This is a genomic window from Vibrio sp. CB1-14, assembly GCF_040412085.2.
Taxonomy (GTDB): domain Bacteria; phylum Pseudomonadota; class Gammaproteobacteria; order Enterobacterales; family Vibrionaceae; genus Vibrio; species Vibrio chaetopteri.
Genome location: NZ_CP115921.1, coordinates 988388 through 1009334 on the forward strand (window position 1 = coordinate 988388; position 20947 = coordinate 1009334).

A 20947-nucleotide genomic window follows, 5' to 3' on the forward strand; every position below is an offset into this window, starting at 1 on the left:
CCTGCAATTGTTCAATCAACTCGGGACCCTAACCGATATTTCAAGTAAGTCTGAAACGCTTCGCTACTGCCTTCGAAGCGTCGAAGAAAAAGAAGAAATTGAATATAACAATAAGTTAAACGGAGTTTTCTAAATGAAAAAAGTAAGTGTAGTTGCTGCTGCGGTGGTAGGTGTATTGGCTGCTGGTCAAGCAATGGCGAATGTAGATTTTCATGGTTACATGCGTGCTGGTGTTGGTGTTAGTGAGCACGGCGGTCAGCAAGCGACATTCGAGAAAAATAAAGTTGGTCGTCTAGGTAACGAAGGCGACATCTATGGTGAGGTCGGCCTAGGTAAAGAAGTATACAACGATAACGGTAAGTCGATGTATGTTGACTCTATGGTTGCTATGACTTCGAACGGTTCAAACGACTGGGAAAGTACTGAAAACGACGATGCAAAGTTTGCATTACGTCAGTTTAACGTTCAAGCAAAAGGGTTCTTGGGTTTTGCTCCGGAAGCAACTCTTTGGGCTGGTAAGCGTTACTACCAACGTAAAGATATTCACATCAGTGACTTCTACTACCTAAATATTTCAGGTGCAGGTGCCGGTATTGAGGGTATCGAAGCAGGTCCTGGTAAGCTTTCTCTAGCTTGGGTTCGCAACGATCGCAACGACGGTGTTCAAGATGGTGACCCAAGCACTGGTCAAACTCCAGACGCAGGAAACGATGGCGGTGCACTAAATGTTAATACATTAGACATTCGTTATGCTGGTATTCCTTTATGGGAAGGCGCATCACTTGAGTTAATTGGTAACGCAGCTCTATTAAATGAAACTGACCAAGCATCGCAAGCTGCTAAAGATGCAAAAAATGGTTTCATGGGTACGGCTGAATTGACTGTAGGTCTGAGCGGCGGTTTCAACAAAACTGTAGTTCAATACGGTACTGAGGGTTACTCAAAAGCGTTTGCGTTCTATGGTGACGGCAGCTGGTACGGTGCTGAAGCTAAGTCTGGTGCATCTGGTTACCGCTTGATCAACTGGGGTGTATCAGAAGTCGGTCAGAACGTTGAGTTTGGTCACCAGCTAGTTTACGGTGTTGGTGAAGGTATGTGGGATGGCCAAGACAAATGGACTACATACTCTGCAGTTGTTCGTCCAATGTATAAGTGGAACGATAACATGCGTACAATCCTAGAAGCAGGTTACTCGCAAGATGATAACGATGGCTCTAAGACAACAAACAGCAAGTTCACTATCGCCCAAGCATGGTCAGCAGGTTCAAGCTTCTGGGCTCGTCCTGAACTACGTGTTTACGCGTCTTACTTAAATCAAGATGAAGACGGTAAATCAGATGGTAGCTACAAGTTCAACGGCGGCGAGAGCAAATCTCAAATGCAAGTTGGTGTACAAGTTGAAGCTTGGTGGTAATCTAGCGTAATAGCTAACCACGTTAATCATGTACAGCCAGCTAGTCTGGCTGTACTCTTTTTTCGGAGAGTAATTATGAAGTATAAATGGTTGCCCTTAGTAGCGGCTTTCTCACTAGCAGGGTGCTCTGCACCACAAGTTATTTCTAGTGATGTGGAGCCCTCTCAACAGGTATCTACATCGGTTGAGCTTTTGAGTTGGACAAAGCTGGATCTTCCAGCGAATGTAACGACCGAGCTTGGTAAAAACTCTCAAATTTTGCTACTGGATGGAACAGCAAGTCCTGTTGCTACATTTACTGTCGATGGAAATCGCGGTAGCTTGGATGTTGAGGTAGCAAGTTTAGTAGTTAAAGAAAGTAGTATGTATGCGCCTTCATTTAAGGTCACTGACGATAAAGGCCGTGTGTTAGGTGAAAAGCGATTTTCTGAATTTGAGTACAGAGAGGCGAAGGTTTTAGATCCTGACCAATATGCTGCAAAAGTAACGGTAATCCCTTTTGATGATTCTAAAGCGCTGCATATCTTGGTGTACTCAACAAAAGAAGATATAGCGGGTAGCTCCACCGTGACTCATCCTGCCAAGCTATATGCGAAAGCTCGAAGCAACCAACCACCAGAGATCGCTGATCCTGTCATTCTGCATTCACTCTATGGTACTTTGACCGTTAAAATTGATGCTAATAATGTTGTAACGAAGCGCGAGCAGACGGAAAACGAATATATACCATCTGCTGCAACCAGTGAAGAATACTACAAATCTGCAATAGAAAAAGCGGTTGCAGAAGACAACATTCCAAAGGCACTTAGCCTGCTAGATGAAGCCAAAGCACTTAATATTGAAGGTGCTCAAGAGATCTTCGTTAAAGCAATTAATGCAAAATAGCATATTCATAATATAGTTATTATTAGCCCTGAAAATGATTTGAGATAATTTATCTCTCAATGTTTTCGGGGTTTATATTTTTCTCCGCAACCATACCGCTCTCAGGTTTACATCCAATTAACCTCAAAAAGTGACGTTGTTCAAATAGCTGGTATTTGTTACTCAAGAGCTGTTTCACCAAGAAAGTGTGACTTAAGCCGTTTTTTACAGGCATCATTCCGGTTTTTCCGTGCTCAACTTCAAATTTAATTCCGCAATGAAAATTAAAGTTCCAAAACCGTAGCCAAGTACTATTGATGAATGAGGGGAGGTGCTTAGAAGTACTGCCACTATTATCAATAACAGCCCCTACTCCATCAAAATTGACCCCATTATTCTCCTCTCCGACAACTTTCTCACCACATCTTACATTCTGCTGCCTTTTTGAATGTCGATTGAGAAATATAACGATAAAAATCGGAGTTAATAATGAAAAAATTATGTTTAGTCGCTGCAGCTGTTTCTACTGCACTTGTTGCTGCGCCGTCTTTCGCTGTGGATTATTTTGGTTATTTTCGTGCGGGCACTGCGCTTAGTTCAAACGGAACTGGTGATGCCAACTACGAGAAGCAAAAAGTGGGTCGTCTAGGTAACGAGAACGACAACTACTCAGAGTTCGGTTTTGGTAAAGATCTAAAAACGGGTGAGCAAACGTGGCGCGTGGAATCGATGATTGCTTCTGGCAACAGCGGCACAAATGGCTGGCAAGATGGTGACTTCAACGTTGCACAGTATAACGTTCAAGCGACGGGTCTGTTCAGTTCAGACAAAGAAGCGACAGTATGGGCTGGTAAGCGTTACTACCAACGTCGTGACGTACACATCACGGACTTCTACTTCCTAAACACATCTGGTACTGGTGGTGGTATCGAGAACATCTCTGTAGGTAATCAAAAACTGTCGCTTGCGCTTGTTGAAGATAGTAGCTCAAAGCAAAAAACGCTTGATGGCAAACAGTGGGTACAAAAGCCTGGTACTAACCCTGGTGTTGAAGGTAGCTGGGAGCAGCAAGATAAATACAAAGAAGATGAAGTCAAAGGTTACATCGCTGACGTACGTCTAGCGAACATTAACCTTTGGGAAGATGCAACACTAGAGGTTGCAGGTGCGTACAACTTCTCAACGGGTACTGCCTCAGGTAATACCAACGTACAAGCCGATGATGGCGCATTGGTTACCGCTATTCTTCACCAAAATATGGAAGCCGGCTTTAACCAAACGGTTGTGCAATACGGTAACAGCGCGTACGGCGCACAAATGGCCGACCTTGGTAACGGTGGTAATTTCGATCGCCGCGACGGTGCGAACAACGACGCACAAGGTGTTCGACTATTGAACTGGGGTGTGATTAGCCTAGGTGAGAAGTGGGAAATGGGTCACCAATTCCTTGCTGCACGATCGACAGACGCGGCAATTTCAGCGACGAACCGTGCTAAGACTGACCATGATTTGTTCTCTGCAGTAATTCGCCCAATGTACCAATGGACTGACACAGTGCGTACGGTATTTGAAGCGGGTACTTACGTTGAAAACTACAGCAATTACGGTAACAAAAAAGGCAGCAAGTTGACGGTTGCGCAGGCTTTTTCTATGGGTGAAGGCTTCTTTGCTCGTCCTGAAATTCGCGTATATGGCACTTATCTAAATGATCGTTCGGACAGCGCACAGCTTGCAGACAAATCAAAGAAAAACGAGTTCCTTGTAGGCGTACAAGTAGAAGCGTGGTTCTAACGTTTTACTCATTAATTTAATAGACGAAGGGCGAAGGTGACTTCGCCCTTTTTTGGAGACGAACATGATCAAACTATCGACGACCCTGATTAGTAGCTGCTTGTTACTCGCTGGATGTCAGAGTGCCGAAGTGGTAGAGCAAGCGCCACTTCGCTCTCAAGCAACGATTTTCGATCCGGCTAGCCTTAACGTACTGGCTATGAAAGCACCGAGTGAACAGACATTTCGAATCGATGAGAATAGCCAGCGCTATGTCATAGACGGTGTCGAGAGTCCAGTTGCAGTCGTCTCACTACCCCTAACTTCAGGTGCGCTCGATATTACAATCACTAGCCTGATATCTTCTTCTGCCTTTGCTCCTTATGTGGTAGTTATCCGTGATGATGGTAGCGTGGTTGAGCAATATGATTTGAATGAGTTTGGGTATCTGCCTGCACGTTTTCACTTGGGAAATCGATTAGCTCTTAACTTCACGTTTGTTGCGCCAAGTGCAAACTCAAAGCTCATGCTGGTGGTGTACACCAAACCGGAAGCCGCGACTCGCAGCGTGACGGTAACTCATCCAGCAAAACTTGATGCTAAAGCTCGCGGGAACTATTTGCCTGAGGTGAAAGATATTCAGGTACCTTTTAGTGATCAAGGTGAGGTTATTATTGCCATTGATGGCCGCAAGTCACAGGCCAATCCAACCCCAAGTGATGAACAAGTCACTCAGAGCAAGGTCATTGCGGCAAAAGCGACTCAAGAATCGAGTGAGTTTTATCGTCAAGCGATCACCCATGCAGTTGATAACAACCAGTTAAAAAAAGCAGTGAGTTTACTCGAAGAGGCTGAGTCACTTGGCGTGGAGGGTGCGCGCGAGGCGTTCAACAAAGCGGTGAATGCTGCTGCTTCGCAGTAAAACGGAAGAATAATTGACCGATTAGTGTAAAAGCGTGGTGTTGATCGACAATCGCACTTAATTGTTGGCGCAATCAGCCGTTACTATAGAGAGTAACCGTTACCACAAAAGCCACTCAATTATGTCGACACTTACCATTGCTATTGGCGCTACCAGCTTGTCACTGTTGCTGGTGTTCGTCTGGATGTTCTCGCTCTCACTGCGCAAGAAGCGTATGGAGGAAGAGCGTCTTGCGCGAGAGGCCGCCTATCGTCGAGCGATGGAAAAAGCGCGTCAGCAAGAGAGGCAAGATCGCGTCTTCAAAGCCGAGACCGGTCATGTACCAACCATTCTCTATCTCGCCAAAGAAGCAGAGAGAAGCAAACCTAACGAAGCGCTATATTGGTATCACAAAGGCGCAGAGCTCGACAATATTACCTCAATGTACGGCATTGTTCGCCTTAGCGACAAAAAGCGCGAAGACCTCGTTCTTCGCGAACAAGCCAATTATTGGCGATTATGTATAGCAGGTGCAGAAGGTGACGTTCACGCTAAGTTTGAAGCTGCGAAAGCGCAAATATTTGGTCAAGGTGTTGAGCGCAATATCCCAAGAGGCGTCGCTAAAATTCAAGAGGTAGCTGAAGAAGGCAACCTTGAAGCGATTCTGTTTATGGGAGATTGGAGCATTTCTCCCGAGAACCCTGTACCGTCACCAAAGCAGTCCACCCAGTGGTTTGAAAAAGCCGCGGACAAACAAAGCGAAGAAGGAATGACTAAGCTTGGCCTTAACTTCTTAAATGGCGTTGGCGTGGAGCAAGACGGTCAGCGCGCATGTTACTGGCTTGAACGTGCGGCCGAAAAGGGTAACGTCGAAGCGATGTATTTTTCCGGTGAAGCGTGGCGTGATGTAAAACCGAATGGCGCAGCTATCGCTTATATTTGGCTATTTATGTCTGCGTACATGGGCTATGAGCCCGCTAAATCGGCTCGTGATGCAGTGGGCAGCACGTTGGGCGTTGATTCCGTCGTTGGGCTGCAGTCACTGGCTAAGCCTGTTTTGAAAAAACTGCAGTTTGGTCCCGTCGTCAAACACTCGTTGATTCGTGCCCTAAACAAACTCTACAAACGGGAGTTACCTTTATTTGGGTTAGTACAGGATGGAGAGCAGGAACCAGCCTCTACAACTCAAAACGAAGTGCCGCCAGAGGCCAAGCCTAGCGAGACTGAGAGCACGATCTCTTCAAATATTGAGGACGCTACCGAGGACACGGCAAGCTCATACAGCTACTCCAGTTATGATACTCACTATTCACAATAAAGTAGTCTTTACTCAAATTTGGTCTTTCGACTTATCACATATGACCTTACTGAATCACATGTGAATTTCTGTTTCACTATTGTTATTTTTACCTTTCCTTAATGTTCATTTGAGTTGTTTTATGGACTACTTTGGTGTGATCGATATCACTCAATGTTTGTCTTTGACACTTCCATGACAAAAACAATGTTCAAAAAAATATTCTGAGCTCAGTTTCGGTGTGACCTTCAAGGATGCTTGGCAGTGGCCTTGTCGTTCGCACATTAAATCCGTGCCATTTTTGGCATTCCTGTTCTATACGGAGCTTTTTAATGAAAACTTTTAAAATGACATTAGCAGCGGCACTCGTTGCTGCAGTAGCACTTCCAGCAAGCGCAAACTACGTTGACGTTCGTGGCGCTTACAACACAGAAGCAAAAACTTATGAAAGCCGTGTTCGCACGGGCATGGGCTTTGCTGAAGATTGGGAAATTCACCTAGAAGGTACTCAAGGCCACGGCGATAGCGCGTTTAGCCAAGACGACCACAAAGTAGCAGCGTTCGAAACTGAACTAAACTACAACTACGCAATCAACGACAACGTAACTCTAACTCCTGGTTTCGTTTACTGGAACGGTACTAGCCACTCAGAATACCGTCCTTACCTAAAAGCGACTTACGCAACAGGTAACTTCTACACTGCAGCACGTTACCGTTTCCAAGCGGCAACTGATGGTGTTGAGAACACAAACCAAGTTGACGCATGGGTAGGTTACAACGTTTCAGACTTCAACCTAGAATATAACCCAGCTTACATCGCACAAAACAACGGCGGTAAGATCAACAGCGATCTTTCTCGTGCAGACAGCAAATGGGAACACACGTTCCAAGTTAAATACACTGGTTTCGACACGTGGGCACCTTACCTAGATTACCAAATCCTAGACAAGACTTACGTAAGTCAAAACGCTGAAGTGAAAACTGAAAACCGCGTTCGTGTGGGTGTAACGTTCAACTTCTAATCTGATTTAGTCAGAGATAACGAATTGAATATCGAAACGCCGCACATGCATTGAGCGGCGTTTCTGTATTTTTGGTTCAGTAAAACTAATCAGTTTGCTATACATGACGCTTTTCCAATAGCGACTTCACTAGACGCTGTATCCAAGTTAATGCTGAATTACGTGCCATTTTGCTCGGCCAAACCATATAAGTGTCAAAGGTTTTAGTCTCAAAAGGGAACGGTAGTGACTGTAAGTGGAACATCTCACCATACTCCTCAAATAACGTCTCAGGGACGGTTGCAATTGCCTGGGATTGAGAAATAGAAGGCAACATGCCTAGTAGTGATGAATGTTGGCTGTGGGTACGCCTAGGAGGCAAAACATCGCTGACTAACCATTCAACAAAAGTGAGATTATCGCGACGAATGTTTAGCAGCGCATGGCTTTCCTCCATGTAGACTTGTTTGGTCATTTGGCCATTCTTGAGTCGAGGATGATGCTGACTTGCAATGCAGACTAGACCGTCGCTGTGCAAAAGCTGTGACTGAAAAACGCGACCGTCAGGTGGGGCTACGTCAATGACAAGATCGACTTTTTCGAGCCTTAAGTCCTCATAAATACGTGCATCATTGGGAGGTAGCTCTTTTAGGATTAAAGAGATGCCTGGGTACTTGTCAAGAACATGGAGCTGTTTTTGAAGCCGCAGTAGAGCCGCTTCATGGCAATAGATTACAAAGCTTCGCCGGCTAGTGAGTGGGTCGAAGCTGTCCAACCCTTCCATTACCTTATCGATACCCAACAAGTGTTCATGTATGTGCTCGTAAAAGTCGACCGCAAACCTTGTCGGTTTAATGCCTCGTCCTGTTCGGGTAAACAGTTCACTGCCAAGTGCGCCTTTTAGTCTTGACAGTGCGTTACTGACTGACGATTGTGTTAAATCCAATTCTTCAGCTGATTTAGTGACAGACTGTGTTTCATAGGTCGAGACAAACACTCGCAACAAGTTGAGATCGAACTTCTTGCTATTTTGTTTATTCGAAACCATGGTGCTTCCTTGTCAATTTGTTGTAATGGTTGGATGGCCGACATGAATGGCTCGGTTAGTCCAAGTTCTTCTTAAATCTTAGCGCAGCCACAACAATACCGATGAAGGTAAATCCAGCCAGCCAAAGTGTATCTCGCCATACGTCTGCTAAATCAGCACCGCGTAAAATAATCCCTCGAATCATGCGCATAAAGTGAGTGGCCGGTAAAGCTTCTGCAATCCACTGAGCGGCAGTGGGCATGGCTTCGTAGGGGAACATAAAGCCAGAGAGTAGAATGGAGGGAAGCAGAATAAACACGGTCATTTGCATCGCTTGTAGCTGGGTCTGAGCGATGGTTGAAATCACCAGCCCTAAGGTGAGGCTAGCGGCAATAAACAGTAAGCTACCGAGTAGTATCTGGCTGATTTGCCCATTAATGGGAACGCTGAAAATGAGGTAGCCCAAGCCTAAAATAATGAAAATTTGGATAAGACCGATGAAGATATAGGGCACGATTTTGCCAATCATCAATTCAAGCGAATGGATCGGCGTGGTGATAAGTAGCTCTAAGTTGCCCCGCTCTCGTTCGCGCACGATGGCCGCGCTGGTAAAGAGGATCATGGTCATGGTCAATATCACCCCAAGCAGACCAGGCACGATGTTGACCGCAGAGCGCTGGCTGGGATTATACAGCAAGGTTGCTTCAAAAGTTTTGGTTTGGTTGGGCTGATACCCTGCGATAGCAAACTCCGCTATCGGCATAGTTTGCAGTGAGAGTAAGGCTGCACTTACCATGGTATCAGAACCATCCACAAGCCACTGCCCAAGTGTTTCTTGGTGCGTGATACGCTGGGTTAGGTTGGTTGGTAATATTAATGCGGCGCGCACGACGCCTTCTCTAATCGCCGTTTCTGCTTCCTTTACGGTGGCGTATTGAGCTTTGACATTTACGACTTGAGTGACTTTGACGGCTTCTACAATCACCCGACCAGGCGCTGACTCACTTTTATCCACGATAGCAACCGGTATATTGCGGACGTCCGTGTTCATGGCAAAGCCAAACAGAATAAGCTGAATGAGTGGGATCATAATCACCATGCCAAAGGTGATGCGATCGCGTGAAAGCTGGCGGATCTCTTTCACCATAATGGCGCTCATACGAGTGAAACTTTTCATTGTCGGCCTTCTCCTGTGACAGAGACAAAGACATCTTCGAGGCTAGGTCTTGCTGGTGTGAGTTCGCAATTTTCTAGCTCGGGAAATGTGTTAATGAGCCACTTAATGGGATCGGTAACTTGCTGGTAGATGAGTACACGCAGTCGAATACCAAGCTGAGCGGCAGAGCGTACTTCTGGGCATGCAATGAGGCGTTCTTTTAACGCTCTAAGATTCGAGGCTTTTACTTCAATGATGTTGACACCCATGTTGTTCATTAGGGTTTCTGGTTCGCCATCGGCGCGCATCTCACCGGATTCCATAATGGCTAAGCGATGACAGCGCTCGGCTTCATCCATGTAGTGAGTGGTGACCAGTATCGTGGTGCCTTGATCACTTAGATCAAACAGCTGTTCCCAAAAGTCGCGACGATTCTCAGGATCAACGGCGGATGTGGGCTCATCTAAAAACAACAACTCGGGGCGATGCATGGTGGCACAAGCGAGAGAAAGTCGCTGCTTTTGTCCTCCGCTCATGCCGCCGACTCGCTGCTTTTGGAGGTTAGTGAGCCCATAGATGGTCATCTGCTCGGCGATTCGCTGTTTCAGCAAAGCCCTATCTAAGCCAAATATCTGGCCTATGAACTGAAGGTTTTCAAGAACGGTCAAATCATCATAGAGAGAGAATTTTTGCGTCATGTAGCCAATTTTAAGCCTGAGTGCTTCAGATTGTTCGGGGATCTGTAAGCCGAGCACATTGACCTCACCTTCGGTGGGTTTTAGCAAACCTGTGAGCATGCGAATTGTCGTGGATTTACCGCATCCGTTTGGCCCTAAAAACCCGTAGATACTGCCTTTAGGCACAGAGAGGTTAATTCCGTTGATGGCGGTAAAGTCACCAAACTTTTTGACCAAGTTGGTCGCTGTTACTGCAATGTCTGTCATCTATTTGAGTCCTTGCAAGTCGACTTGAGCAGGGACGCCAGTCGGCAGGCTTTCTGCACTCGCAGGAAGGTCAATTTCGGCCAAATACATAAGTCGAGAGCGTTCGTCTTCTGTGAGGGCATAGTAAGGCGTGAACGAAGGGTCGGCAGCCACCCAGCGCACGCTGCCAGTTAACACCTCATTGAGACCGTCAACGTGTACATCAACTTGCAGTCCAGGAACGAACTTTACGCGCACAGAAGAAGGAACATAGACTCGGGCATAAGGGATACGATCTGCAAGCACCACAGCAACAAACGCCCCAACGGAAACACGTTCGCCTAGGTTATACGGCAGGCTATCTAAGATGCCATCTCGAGTGGCAGTAATAGTCAACTCATCAAGCTGTTGAGTTTGTAAAGCAACATCGGCTTTAGCGGCGGCAAGCGCGGCTTCTGCTTGAGTAATATCTTCGGGTCTAGAGCCTGCGGTGAGTTTGGAAAATTCCTCATTGGCAGAGTTTAACTCGGCTCTGGCAGTATCACGGCTGGCGACCGCTTGGTCTTTTTGCGATTGGCTGGCGAGTTTTTTTCGCACTAGCTCAGAGGCGCGGGAATAGTTTTTCTGAGCTTCGGTGAGTTTTGCTTCTGCCATATCGACTTGCGCTTTGGCGGCAGCAATGTCTTCCGGTCTTTCACCATTGGTTAGACGCAGTAAGTAAGCACTAGCTTTAGCCTCTTCGGCGATGGCATGCGCTAGCACGGCTTCTTGGCGTTTAGTATCAAGGCGGACAAGTACATCACCAGTTTTGACACGGGTTCCCTCTCTTACGGGTAGCTCACGAATGATCTCATTAGCTGTGGAAGAAAAAGAAATACGATCTCTTTCCAGTGTGCCTAATGCCTTGCCGTTGTCATCGTTTTGGCAGCCAAGGAGCGCTAAGACTAGTGGAATAATGATTAGCAGTGAACGTTTCATACCTAACCCTTCTATGGAGATCTACTATCAATATTAGAAGGGTGTTGGCTATTTTCTAGCTGAATTTCATCAAGTTATGAAGTCAAGTCGCTTTTTAGCGATTCGGTGACTGGATAGATTTCTTTCGATTAATTTTGTACTTATCTTGCTATGCGATACTGCAGAGCGAGCGTGTTAACAGTGTCTATATCGTGAGTCCAGAATATTGATTGTATTTTCGATAATCTACACTGCCATTATGATCACAACGCCAGCGATTGTGAATTTTACTACGACATAGGTAGAAGAATTTGTTGCGGATGTTTTTAACTGGTTGTTAAACGTAATATAGTTTTTTCTAAATTGTCTGAAACCACATCACGTATTGACACTCTTTTGCCGCTTCTGACTAGTACCTGATATAGGGATTTCGTAGATTATCAATTAGGAACACGGCAAAGGCTGCCACCGCGTTATGGAACACTGCACTATCATGAAAGATCAACTCACAATCTCAATTTCAACGATTAATGGCTCCTCCCACTGGCAGCTAAGTAAATCGATGCGTCGCAGCTTAAAGAGCTTGGCGGGGATCGGGCTGGTGTTAGTGCTAGGGGCCGTGCTACTTATTCAGCACTTGTATCAGGTGGTGGATTACGCGGAGTTAAAGCAGGCGGAGCTTGCCAGTGAATCACAAACGCTTGGGGACGAGTTGGCCAACCTGCAAGATCTTAAGCAGACATTGCAACAAGATCTCTCTGAGCGTGAAGAGCGAATTAGCCTAGTGTCAGAGCGCCTAGCAGATTTGGAAAAGGTATTGGGCGTAGCCGACTCACCAGAGAATATCGACTTAGATTCAAGACTTGATGTAGCGGCGATTCACTCTAACGTGCGTATGACGATGCTCAACCAGATCCCAAGTGGTTCACCGGTGGGTAAAGAGCGCATCTCGTCACAGTTTGGTAAGCGAAAGCACCCGGTGACGGGCAAACTAAAAATGCACCGAGGTATGGACTTTGCGGTCAATACTGGCACAAAAATTTACGCGCCAGCGGATGGCGTGGTTGAAGTGACAAGACGCAGTAAGAAAGGGTCGGGTAACTTTCTTAGGTTGCAGCATTCGTTCGGTTTCTCCAGTTCATACTCTCACTTAAAGGGCTTTAAAGTTCGCCCGGGACAGTTCGTCCGTAAGGGAGAGCTCATTGCCATTTCTGGTAACAGTGGCCTGTCATCGGGTCCACATTTGCATTATGAAGTTCGCTTTGTTGGGCGAGCACTTGACCCTAAGCCGTTCGTGGAGTGGGGCGTAAACGATTTCGAAGATATCTTTAAAAAGGAGCGAGCAATACGATGGGAATCTTTAGTAAAAACAGTGGAACAAAGAGTCGCTCAGCAGCTTCAACTCTCATCGCCAAAGGCTGTGTTATTAGCGGAAAACTCAAACTAGAAAACGATATACAAGTCGATGGTATCGTTGAAGGTCAGTTGCACATTGAAGGTGTGATGGTGGTGGCTGAATCTGGTCGAGTAAAAGGCGAAGTTTATGCTAAGCAATTGATTGTCAATGGCATATTGGAAGGCGATTGTCACGCGGAGCAGATCCAGATTCTGGCAAATGGTCGTGTCAAAGGCAAAGTGTGGAGCAACAATTTGAGCATTGAACCGGGTGGCAAGTTCTTTGGTGAAACCGCTGAACTGCCTGAGAAAGAAGTGGTGACTTTAACTAGCCAAGCTAAGAAAGAGGCCAATACACCATCTCCTGCGTCCAAAAGTTCACCGCAACCTGCATCGGCATCAGGTGCAAATCAAGTGAAACCGGCAGCTAAGCCAGCGGCTAAAGCGGTGAAAACGGCATAGCTCAAAACAATCTTATCGCGCCTCAAGCCTCTATTGAGGCGCCTTTCCTCTTCGATTGACATGTCCTTTTCGCGACGTTCAATACGCTATACTTTGTATTGGGATGTCAGTGCTAACTTATTCTGGTGACGTTGTCACTTATTGTGAGCTGGAACGTTTGGCATACCCAAAATGTCGTAATGTGATCTAAGTAACCAGCCTTTCTTGACCGAAATCAAGCGAGGTTAGGTATAACCATAAAGCACTATTCCAAATGACAGATTTCCCATTAACTTTATGGGATAGCCTTATGCCATTTATTCATCACTGATAAGGCGGAGTATATGTCACCAGAGAAAACTTCACAGAGTCGACGTCGATTTCTTCGCGACGCCGCTCGAACCGCGGTCGGTGTCGGCGCAGCCGCGACTGTATTAGGACTTCAATCCAAGCAAGGACAAGCCAGAATCAGTGGTGGCGTGCCTATTCGTCCGCCCGGCGCATTGGAAGGCAATCAGTTTGACCAAGCGTGTTTACGATGCGGCCTTTGTGTTCAAGCCTGTCCTTATGACACGCTGAAACTCGCCACATTGCTCTCTCCCGTTGCTTCTGGAACGCCATATTTTACCGCGCGCGATATTCCTTGCGAGATGTGTGAAGACATTCCCTGTGTCGTAGCCTGCCCAAGCGGTGCTCTAGACCATGCGCTGACTAACATTGATGACTCGCGGATGGGGCTAGCGGTGCTGATTGATCATGAGGAGTGCCTCAACTGGCAAGGGCTTCGCTGCGATGTGTGTTATCGCGTTTGTCCTCTTATAGATAAAGCAATCACGCTTGAGCCGATTCGTAACCAGCGAACTGGTTATCATGCGATGTTCATCCCTACCGTTCATTCCGATGCTTGCACGGGCTGTGGTAAATGTGAGCAAGCCTGCGTGACTGAGGTACCTGTTATCAAAGTGGTTCCGATTGAACTCGCTAAGGGTTACATGGGGGATCATTACCAGCTTGGCTGGGAAGAACAGGTTGAGCTGCGAGATGGTACCTTCCCTGAAACGCCGGAAATTGCACCAACTGAGCATATTCGCATCAATGACGGGAGAAAATAATGGCTAAGAATCTCGCTAAAGATGCTGGTAATGACGCTATCCGTGAACTTGGCTGGTGGCGCGCTCATCGATTTCTGATTCTACGTAGGTTGTGTCAGCTCTCGATAATTGGCTTATTTATGATGGGGCCTACGTGGGGTATTTTACAGGGCAATTTGTCGTCTAGCATGCTGCTAGGTACTGTCCCACTGAGTGATCCTTTATTGGTTCTGCAAACATTAGCTACCGGACATTGGCCCGAGGTGAATGCACTAATTGGTGTCACTGTCGTTGCGGTCTTTTATGCGTTGCTAGCTCCTCGCGCGTTTTGCGCTTGGGTGTGTCCGCTAAATATCGTTACGGATATGGCGGCATGGCTGCGCCGTAAGCTGAATCTCAAAACCAGTTTCAAGTGGTCTCCAACAATACGTTACTGGTTGATCCCCGTGATCTTACTTGGCAGTGCGGTATCGGGATCGCTGCTCTGGGCGTGGGTGGATCCCGTCGCGACACTGCATCGTGGGTTGGTATTTGGGATGGGCGCAGGTTGGATCCTTATTGCGTTGGTGTTCTTGTTGGATTTGGTGCTGGTCGAACACGGTTGGTGTGGGCATCTGTGCCCGCTTGGAGCAACTTATGGTGTGATTGGTCGTAAGAGTCCAATACGTATAAAAGCCACTCACCGCGAAGCGTGTACTAAGTGTATGGACTGCTATAATGTTTGCCCAGAGCCGGATGTACTTAGACAGCCACTAAAAGCGGGTGACAAGCGGGTAATGAGTCAGGACTGCATCAGTTGCGGACGCTGCATTGATGTTTGTGTGCCGAAAGTCCTTGAGTTTAAAGTTCGGCCTAACGCGGACTAATGCAATAGCGCCAGCCTTGAAGGCTGGCGTTTTTCATAACTCATTGGTTAGATGAAAAAGCTGAGTTAATAACGCGCTTCTAGCGTTACGCCACTAAAGCTGGTGTAGCCGTTAAGCATGATGTGGTAGCGGCCGTTTTTTGTACTCGTTACGGTACAGGTTTCTTGGTTACCGTAGCGATAAGGTCGACATTCCCAACTGCTGAGCGTTGGGGCCGAGCCATAGCGCAAGTACAAATCGGCATCGCCAGAGCCACCTGAAATCGTGACGCTCAAACGCTGTCCAGCAGTGACATCAATGTAATACTGCTTTTGCTCGCCGCGACCGCCAGAAATGTTGCTCACGGGTGTCGCGTTCTTGAGTTCACCATCTGGTGTCTGGCCGCCACAATCGTTGCCGCAACCGCTATCGGTGAGGCTGTAAACCAGTTTGTTCACGGTGCCATTGGTATCGCTTATCTTGTTGATGCTCGCACGCTCACTGATTTTAGCGGCCACTTGAGCGGGTGAGAGTGACCCGTTTTCTTGCAAATACAGTGCTGCGACACCAGCGACATGCGGCGTTGCCATCGAAGTGCCACTAATGGTCTTGTAGCTGTCGTCATACCAAGCAGACTTAATGCTTGAGCCCGGCGCAAAGACATCGACACAACTGCCCCAGTTAGAGAAGCTTGAACGTGCATCATTACTGGTGGTGGAGCCCACGGTGACGCCACTGGATTCTCGAGCAGGGGAGGAGTTACAAGCATTGGCATTATCATTGCCGGCAGCGAGCATAAAGCTCACCCCTGATTGCACGGCACTAGCAACAGCGCGATCAAGTGCCGTAGATACGCCACCTCCTAAACTCATGTTGGCAACCGAAGGCCCAGATGCGTTTGCCGCCACCCAGTCTACACCACTGATAACGCCAGCAGTGGTACCAGAACCGGTACAGCTAAGCACGCGGACACCGACGATATTAACGTTTTTTGCGACACCATATTGCGCCCCGCCAATGGTGCCAGCGACGTGAGTACCATGGCCGTTACAGTCGGTGGCATCACTGTCATTGTCGACAAAATCGTAACCAGATCGCGAGCGGCCACCAAACTCAGGGTGAGTGTTGGTGACACCCGTATCGATAACGTATGCGGTCACACCGCTGCCATCATAGTTGTAGCTGTAGTTACTGTTTAGTGGGCGATCGCGCTGATCAATACGATCCAGTCCCCAAATAGCGTTGCTTTGATTGGCGTTGGTTGAGAATATCGGATCCAGTGTAATGACCTGGTTCTGCTCGATGAACTCGACTTGCTGATCGCCACGCAATTCTAACAATTGCTCGGCGGTAAGTGTGGCAACGAAGCCACTTAGCGAGCGATTGAAGACTTTTTCTATCTCAAATGAATGCTGGGTAGCCAGACCGGAAACGGTCTGCTCTGTGAACTGTTGTAACGCAATAGGATCGTTACTTAGCGTCATAGGTTGCTTGAGTACCACGATGTACTGATCGCTAAGCGCAGTGTCTGCTGATGCTGTGACTAGCGGTGCTAATACCTCATTTTGTTGTAACTCTGGAGTTGCAAGGTTTTGTTCAGCTAGGGTATAGCTAGAGTTGATCGCAAAAACCGATGCGATAGAAAAGGTCAAAAATGTCTTTAACATATTGTGTTCCATTCAAAAGTTATCGAATTATTGAATAAAGTCAGCGTTGAGATAACTGACAGTGCGAGTGCTTGAAACAGCTGTGCAGCTCGCGTATGAAATTCAAGCTAGTCAAAACCGATGAGAAACGTGTGAAGAATATATGCACTCAAGTGCATTTCATGGGGTTTGTACCAATGGCTGCGATAGGTATCATAAAAAACAGCTTTATTCTGCAGTGATGAAATTTATGTGCTACTGGGTGTTTATTGATTAAGTTATTGTTTATAAAGGATGTTTATTAATATTTTAAACTACTATTCTTGCAGTTTTATTGAATGAATAGGCAGTATATGGGTCAGTGCTCACTACAAGACCCATACGCGACACTATAGTCTAATAGATAAGATGAAGAGAGCACTGCTCATTACCGGATACAACCACTAACCATTGTCCATCTTGCCAGTGAATCACCTCCTCTCTATATAGGTGGGTATATTTAGAGAGTAGATTCTCACAGAGAATCGTATTGGATTCGCTGTGTTTTATTTCGATGGAAAAGTCGCCAATATCCTTTGGTAAGTTAATTTGTGTTGGCGAGTCGAGTAACAACGTTTGCAGTGACAAATCACTATCAGTCACCTTAAGTTGTGCCATGCTGTGTTGAGGTAAGGTTGTATCAACAATAAACAGTGGAACACTATCGTCAACAGGTGTGATATCAGGCCTGGTCATTGCGTAGAGTGAATACTGACTTGCTATGACATCACCAATAGCAAATACCCAGTAAAAAGCGTCATCAACGATGTCTATTTGGGTGCTTGCGCGTTTAATTTGTAGGTTTCTATCCAATAAACTGATGGTAAACGGGTGGAGCGAGTCAATCGGTTCGCTAAAGTGAACGGTGGTCAGAAGACTTGAATGACTTAGGACATGATCTTTCAGCAAGTGGTACTTATGCTGAGAGTGAGTTTGAGCAACAACATCATGAATTGCGAAGCCGGAGTGATTCTGAATGAGATCGAATGTACGAATTTTCATGGATGAGGTTGTCATGATCTCAGGCTCATTAATTTGAGGTGTCGAATTGCCGCAGCCATAAAGTGAACCAAGGGCAAAGATAAATAATGAGTGTGGAATGTAGTTGAATAATTTCATAGTAAAATCTCGATTAATTGTGGTAGCTATGACGGCTAGATATTAAATCTAAGCTTTCAATATATAATTCCATCTTCGGACAGCGGAATAGACTGTCGATATCTAACCATGTAGGGTGCCTATCATCCACTGAGATAATGTAGTGCTTTTCCATGAACAGTAATGTTGTTTCTAAAATCGAGTCCCAGCGTGTATCTTTACGATGATTTCGCTGTTCTGATTTTGGATAATACATCCACTTAGTTGTGCTTATTTGTGGGCAAATATAAACATTGCCACCGTTATCTACGACGACTTCACCCTCAAGGCCATTGACCCGGAGCTTTTTGTTTACATCGTCTTTTGTATCGGTATTAACTGCTATAGCGTAGATAAATGGCATAGTAACCTTCAGATAAAGTGAGTCCTCAGGAGACCCTGATTGTTTGGTGGTAAACGCGGCCAAAAGGCCGATGGTACTAGGTATTAAATAATATTTCGTGGATCTCGAATGCTGAGATCCATATCGTCTAAATAACGAGCTAGTTTTTCAATTGAGTTAATAATAATTTTAGCGCGGTGCAGTGAAACCATTTGGTTTCTTTCTAGCTCTTTCATCACTTCATTAACTCTTTGTCTTGCAATACCTGTCATATCACTTAATTGTTGTTGGGAAATTGCTATTTCCATAGGCATGCTTTTACTACTAATATGAGCTAAGATTTCAATCAACTGATAGACGATCCGTTCAGTAATATTGGCATTGTTGACTATTTGGCTTTGTAGCCATTTTTCTCGAGATTCGAATGTGAGTGAGTAGAACCATTTGAAAATCTCATTGTTCTTGCGAGTAATTGGCGTCAGTTTTTGATTGCTAAAATGAACGATGCTGCAAGGTTCGATCTCAATCATGATAAATGAGGACAAGGAATGAGCATCATCAATATAGTTGCCAAACCAACCTCCTTCACCCACCAGTAAACAGTTTGCTGTTTTCAAGTTTGGCGTTTGAATGCAAATCGCCAGTGTCCCTTTTTCAACAAAGTTAACGCCTTTATTAATCAAGCTTGCGCCAGCAATGCTCTGATTAGACAGCATTGTGCGCTCAGCGATGAACTCAAGGTCACTCAATAGCTCACTTGATAAGGAGGTCGTCCATCGAATTTGTTTACTGCAGACTGTCTTTGTCATCGCTGCCCCTTTTTGATGTCGTCTAAAAAAATTATAGAGGCTAATAGCGGGTGTTTCTTGTTGATGTGAGAGAGTGTAAGAGATGGGGAGGGAGAAGAGTATCCGCTAGCGGACACTTCTAGCAAATTCTTGATAAAGAACTTGCTAGTGTGTTAGATGGATAGAGTAGGAGGAGGCTTAACGAGCGATATCAAGAACGTTGTCTTTCACGCCATTAATTCGAAACCAACCAGCGATACTAAAGCGCTCGCGTTGTGTAGGCAGAACTTCGTGAGGGAACATTTCTGAGAAGAACACAAACAAACGGCCGGACTTAGGCTTGATGCGAGTGATTTCATTGTCATCAAGATCGTAAACCACTAAGTCGCCGCCGTCTTCGTCTGTCCACTCATCATTCATGTAAAACACGGTCGTCAGGCGGCGGTTCTCGTTGCCACGGAAGCAATCAAGATGCTTTTGATAGAAATCGCCTTTCTCATATTTGGCGAAGTGCGCTTCATATTCAAATAGCCCCAAGAAAAAGTGTTGGTTTGCAGTTTGGCGAATGATTTCCATCTTGCTAAGAAATTGCCCTACCGGATCGCCAAGATCGGGTGAAAGCCAACAGATCTTGTCACTGCGAATGGTACTTTCACGCGCCACATCATCATTACGACCAATACGCGCTTTGTTCCACTCTTCAGGTAAGCACTCTTTGAGAGCTGAAACCTGCTCGGTTGAGAGAAAGTCATCCCAAACGAAATAGCCATGTTGGGTCAGGTTGTCGATCAGTGTTTGCATGATGCACCATCGTTGTTAGAAACTGGGAGGGCGCTTTATAAAGAAATAGACAGTGTGCTTCAATTTAGGTTGTTTATCGTGACGATAACGCTTGAGAAAAAAAGGCGAGGTATAACAGGGAAGAAGTCGCCCCTTACCGCAGCAAGGGGCACAAGATTACTTGATGTAATCGATAAGGGCTTGCTCACTTGGTAGCGCGGTCATTGCGCCTTTTTGTGTTGTCGCCAAAGCGCCGCAGCCGTTTGCCCAGCGAACCGCATCTACGATTGTTTCATCATTGATCCAATCTGCTGTTTTAGATAAGCGAGTCAGTAGGCCGCCAACGAACGCATCGCCTGCGCCTGTGGTATCAACGGGTTTGACTGGTGTGCCCGCAATGAGTTGTTGCTCATTGTCGCGAATAACCAATGCGCCTTTTGCGCCTTGAGTAATGAGCACAAGTGTATTGTTGTATTCACCGAGCGCTGCGATACCGGCGTCAAGGTTGTCGGTTTCAGTTAGGAGCATCAGTTCATCGTCTGAGAACTTAACCACATCGGCCAGAGCAATGGCTTGCTGGCACACAGGCTTGATGAGGCTTTGGTCACCCCACACTTCGTCGCGAAGATTTGGGTCGAAACTGACAAAGCCGCCAGCTTGTTTAATGCGTTTCATCGCTTCCAGCGTCGCGCTGCGGCTTGGCTCATTAGCAAGAGCGATAGAGCAAACGTGCAGCCACTCGCCTGCGCTAAACTCAGGAATGTCGCTTACTTGCATAAATTGATCGGCACTTGGCTTAACCATAAAGGTGAAGCTGCGCTCGCCTGATTCATCAAGATCAACGATAACCGTTGACGTGCGCTGGGCATCATCCAATAGCATAAAGTCAGTATTCACTTTTTCTGCACCAAGTGTTTGCTTCATGAAGCGACCAAGTGGATCTTGGCCAACACGACCAAAAAAGCCGGTCTCACCACCGAGTCGAGCGATCGCAACAGCGACGTTTGCAGGAGCGCCGCCGGGACATTTTAGATACGTCGTGTCCGTATCAGGAATCAAATCTACAACGGCATCGCCAGTTACCCAAACCTTACTCATAACAAATTTCCTGTACTAATCGATTTGTTTTGAG

20 protein-coding genes are annotated in these 20947 nt (G+C 46.3%); 10 read left to right on the forward strand and 10 right to left on the reverse strand.

The features are described from left to right. Positions 1–133 precede the first annotated feature (133 nt). From PG915_RS20285 to PG915_RS20310, 6 genes are all read left to right on the forward strand, one after another. Positions 134–1414, forward strand: a complete 1281-nt coding sequence (locus PG915_RS20285) for a maltoporin (RefSeq protein WP_353498813.1) — start codon at positions 134–136, stop codon at positions 1412–1414. Positions 1415–1489: 75 nt separating this feature from the next. Beyond that, positions 1490–2299 (forward strand): MalM family protein, encoded by an 810-nt coding sequence (locus tag PG915_RS20290; RefSeq protein WP_353498814.1) that lies wholly within the window; start codon positions 1490–1492, stop codon positions 2297–2299. 468 nt (positions 2300–2767) lie between these two features. Then, positions 2768–4069: a maltoporin LamB gene (gene lamB, locus PG915_RS20295; protein WP_353498815.1), complete on the forward strand. Its 1302-nt coding sequence runs from the start codon at positions 2768–2770 to the stop codon at positions 4067–4069. A gap of 64 nt (positions 4070–4133) precedes the next feature. Then, entirely contained in the window at positions 4134–4970 is an 837-nt protein-coding gene (locus tag PG915_RS20300) for a MalM family protein (protein WP_353498816.1), read from the forward strand. Between the two features lie 121 nt (positions 4971–5091). Further along, a complete protein-coding gene (locus tag PG915_RS20305; RefSeq protein ID WP_353498817.1) occupies positions 5092–6267 on the forward strand; it encodes a tetratricopeptide repeat protein in 1176 nt (391 codons plus the stop codon). A 311-nt stretch (positions 6268–6578) separates the two neighbouring features. After that, on the forward strand, positions 6579–7268 hold the full coding sequence (locus PG915_RS20310) for an oligogalacturonate-specific porin KdgM family protein (RefSeq protein ID WP_162631331.1): 690 nt from the start codon (positions 6579–6581) through the stop codon (positions 7266–7268). Positions 7269–7365: 97 nt separating this feature from the next. Here the strand turns inward: PG915_RS20310 and PG915_RS20315 are convergent, their stop codons facing one another. The 4 genes from PG915_RS20315 to PG915_RS20330 are packed head-to-tail and all read right to left on the reverse strand — an operon-like array spanning position 7366 to position 11331. Continuing rightward, positions 7366–8295 carry a LysR family transcriptional regulator gene (locus PG915_RS20315; protein ID WP_353498818.1) on the reverse strand — a complete coding sequence of 310 codons (930 nt, stop codon included), beginning with the start codon at positions 8293–8295 and terminating at the stop codon, positions 7366–7368. A gap of 55 nt (positions 8296–8350) precedes the next feature. Continuing rightward, a complete protein-coding gene (locus PG915_RS20320) occupies positions 8351–9451 on the reverse strand; it encodes an ABC transporter permease (protein ID WP_353498819.1) in 1101 nt (366 codons plus the stop codon). Next, positions 9448–10374 (reverse strand): ABC transporter ATP-binding protein, encoded by a 927-nt coding sequence (locus PG915_RS20325; protein ID WP_353498820.1) that lies wholly within the window; start codon positions 10372–10374, stop codon positions 9448–9450. Before PG915_RS20325 ends, PG915_RS20320 begins: the two co-directional genes overlap by 4 nt. Next, positions 10375–11331 (reverse strand): HlyD family secretion protein, encoded by a 957-nt coding sequence (locus tag PG915_RS20330; RefSeq protein WP_353498821.1) that lies wholly within the window; start codon positions 11329–11331, stop codon positions 10375–10377. 472 nt (positions 11332–11803) lie between these two features. Here PG915_RS20330 and PG915_RS20335 point away from each other — a divergent pair, with 472 nt between their 5' ends. The 4 genes from PG915_RS20335 to napH all read left to right on the forward strand — a co-directional run bounded on the left by PG915_RS20335 (position 11804) and on the right by napH (position 15103). Further along, positions 11804–12757, forward strand: a complete 954-nt coding sequence (locus tag PG915_RS20335; protein ID WP_353498822.1) for a M23 family metallopeptidase — start codon at positions 11804–11806, stop codon at positions 12755–12757. Continuing rightward, complete coding sequence (locus tag PG915_RS20340) at positions 12661–13167, forward strand: bactofilin family protein (protein WP_353498823.1); 507 nt, start codon at positions 12661–12663, stop codon at positions 13165–13167. The genes PG915_RS20335 and PG915_RS20340 overlap by 97 nt, the downstream gene beginning before the upstream one ends. Before the next feature lie 323 nt (positions 13168–13490). Then, positions 13491–14258: a ferredoxin-type protein NapG gene (napG, locus tag PG915_RS20345; RefSeq protein ID WP_353498824.1), complete on the forward strand. Its 768-nt coding sequence runs from the start codon at positions 13491–13493 to the stop codon at positions 14256–14258. Further along, positions 14258–15103 (forward strand): quinol dehydrogenase ferredoxin subunit NapH, encoded by an 846-nt coding sequence (gene napH, locus PG915_RS20350; RefSeq protein WP_353498825.1) that lies wholly within the window; start codon positions 14258–14260, stop codon positions 15101–15103. The genes napG and napH overlap by 1 nt, the downstream gene beginning before the upstream one ends. A 65-nt stretch (positions 15104–15168) precedes the next feature. Here the strand turns inward: napH and PG915_RS20355 are convergent, their stop codons facing one another. From PG915_RS20355 to PG915_RS20380, 6 genes are all read right to left on the reverse strand, one after another. Then, complete coding sequence (locus PG915_RS20355; RefSeq protein WP_353498826.1) at positions 15169–16749, reverse strand: S8 family peptidase; 1581 nt, start codon at positions 16747–16749, stop codon at positions 15169–15171. Positions 16750–17124: 375 nt separating this feature from the next. Further along, positions 17125–17886 carry a hypothetical protein gene (locus tag PG915_RS20360; RefSeq protein WP_353498827.1) on the reverse strand — a complete coding sequence of 254 codons (762 nt, stop codon included), beginning with the start codon at positions 17884–17886 and terminating at the stop codon, positions 17125–17127. Between the two features lie 13 nt (positions 17887–17899). After that, positions 17900–18268 (reverse strand): hypothetical protein, encoded by a 369-nt coding sequence (locus PG915_RS20365; RefSeq protein ID WP_353498828.1) that lies wholly within the window; start codon positions 18266–18268, stop codon positions 17900–17902. An 83-nt stretch (positions 18269–18351) separates the two neighbouring features. Continuing rightward, positions 18352–18963, reverse strand: a complete 612-nt coding sequence (locus PG915_RS20370; RefSeq protein WP_353498829.1) for a Crp/Fnr family transcriptional regulator — start codon at positions 18961–18963, stop codon at positions 18352–18354. Between the two features lie 270 nt (positions 18964–19233). Next, complete coding sequence (locus tag PG915_RS20375; RefSeq protein WP_353498830.1) at positions 19234–19836, reverse strand: 2OG-Fe(II) oxygenase; 603 nt, start codon at positions 19834–19836, stop codon at positions 19234–19236. Between the two features lie 156 nt (positions 19837–19992). After that, on the reverse strand, positions 19993–20913 hold the full coding sequence (locus PG915_RS20380; protein WP_353498831.1) for an aminoimidazole riboside kinase: 921 nt from the start codon (positions 20911–20913) through the stop codon (positions 19993–19995). Positions 20914–20947 lie beyond the last annotated feature (34 nt).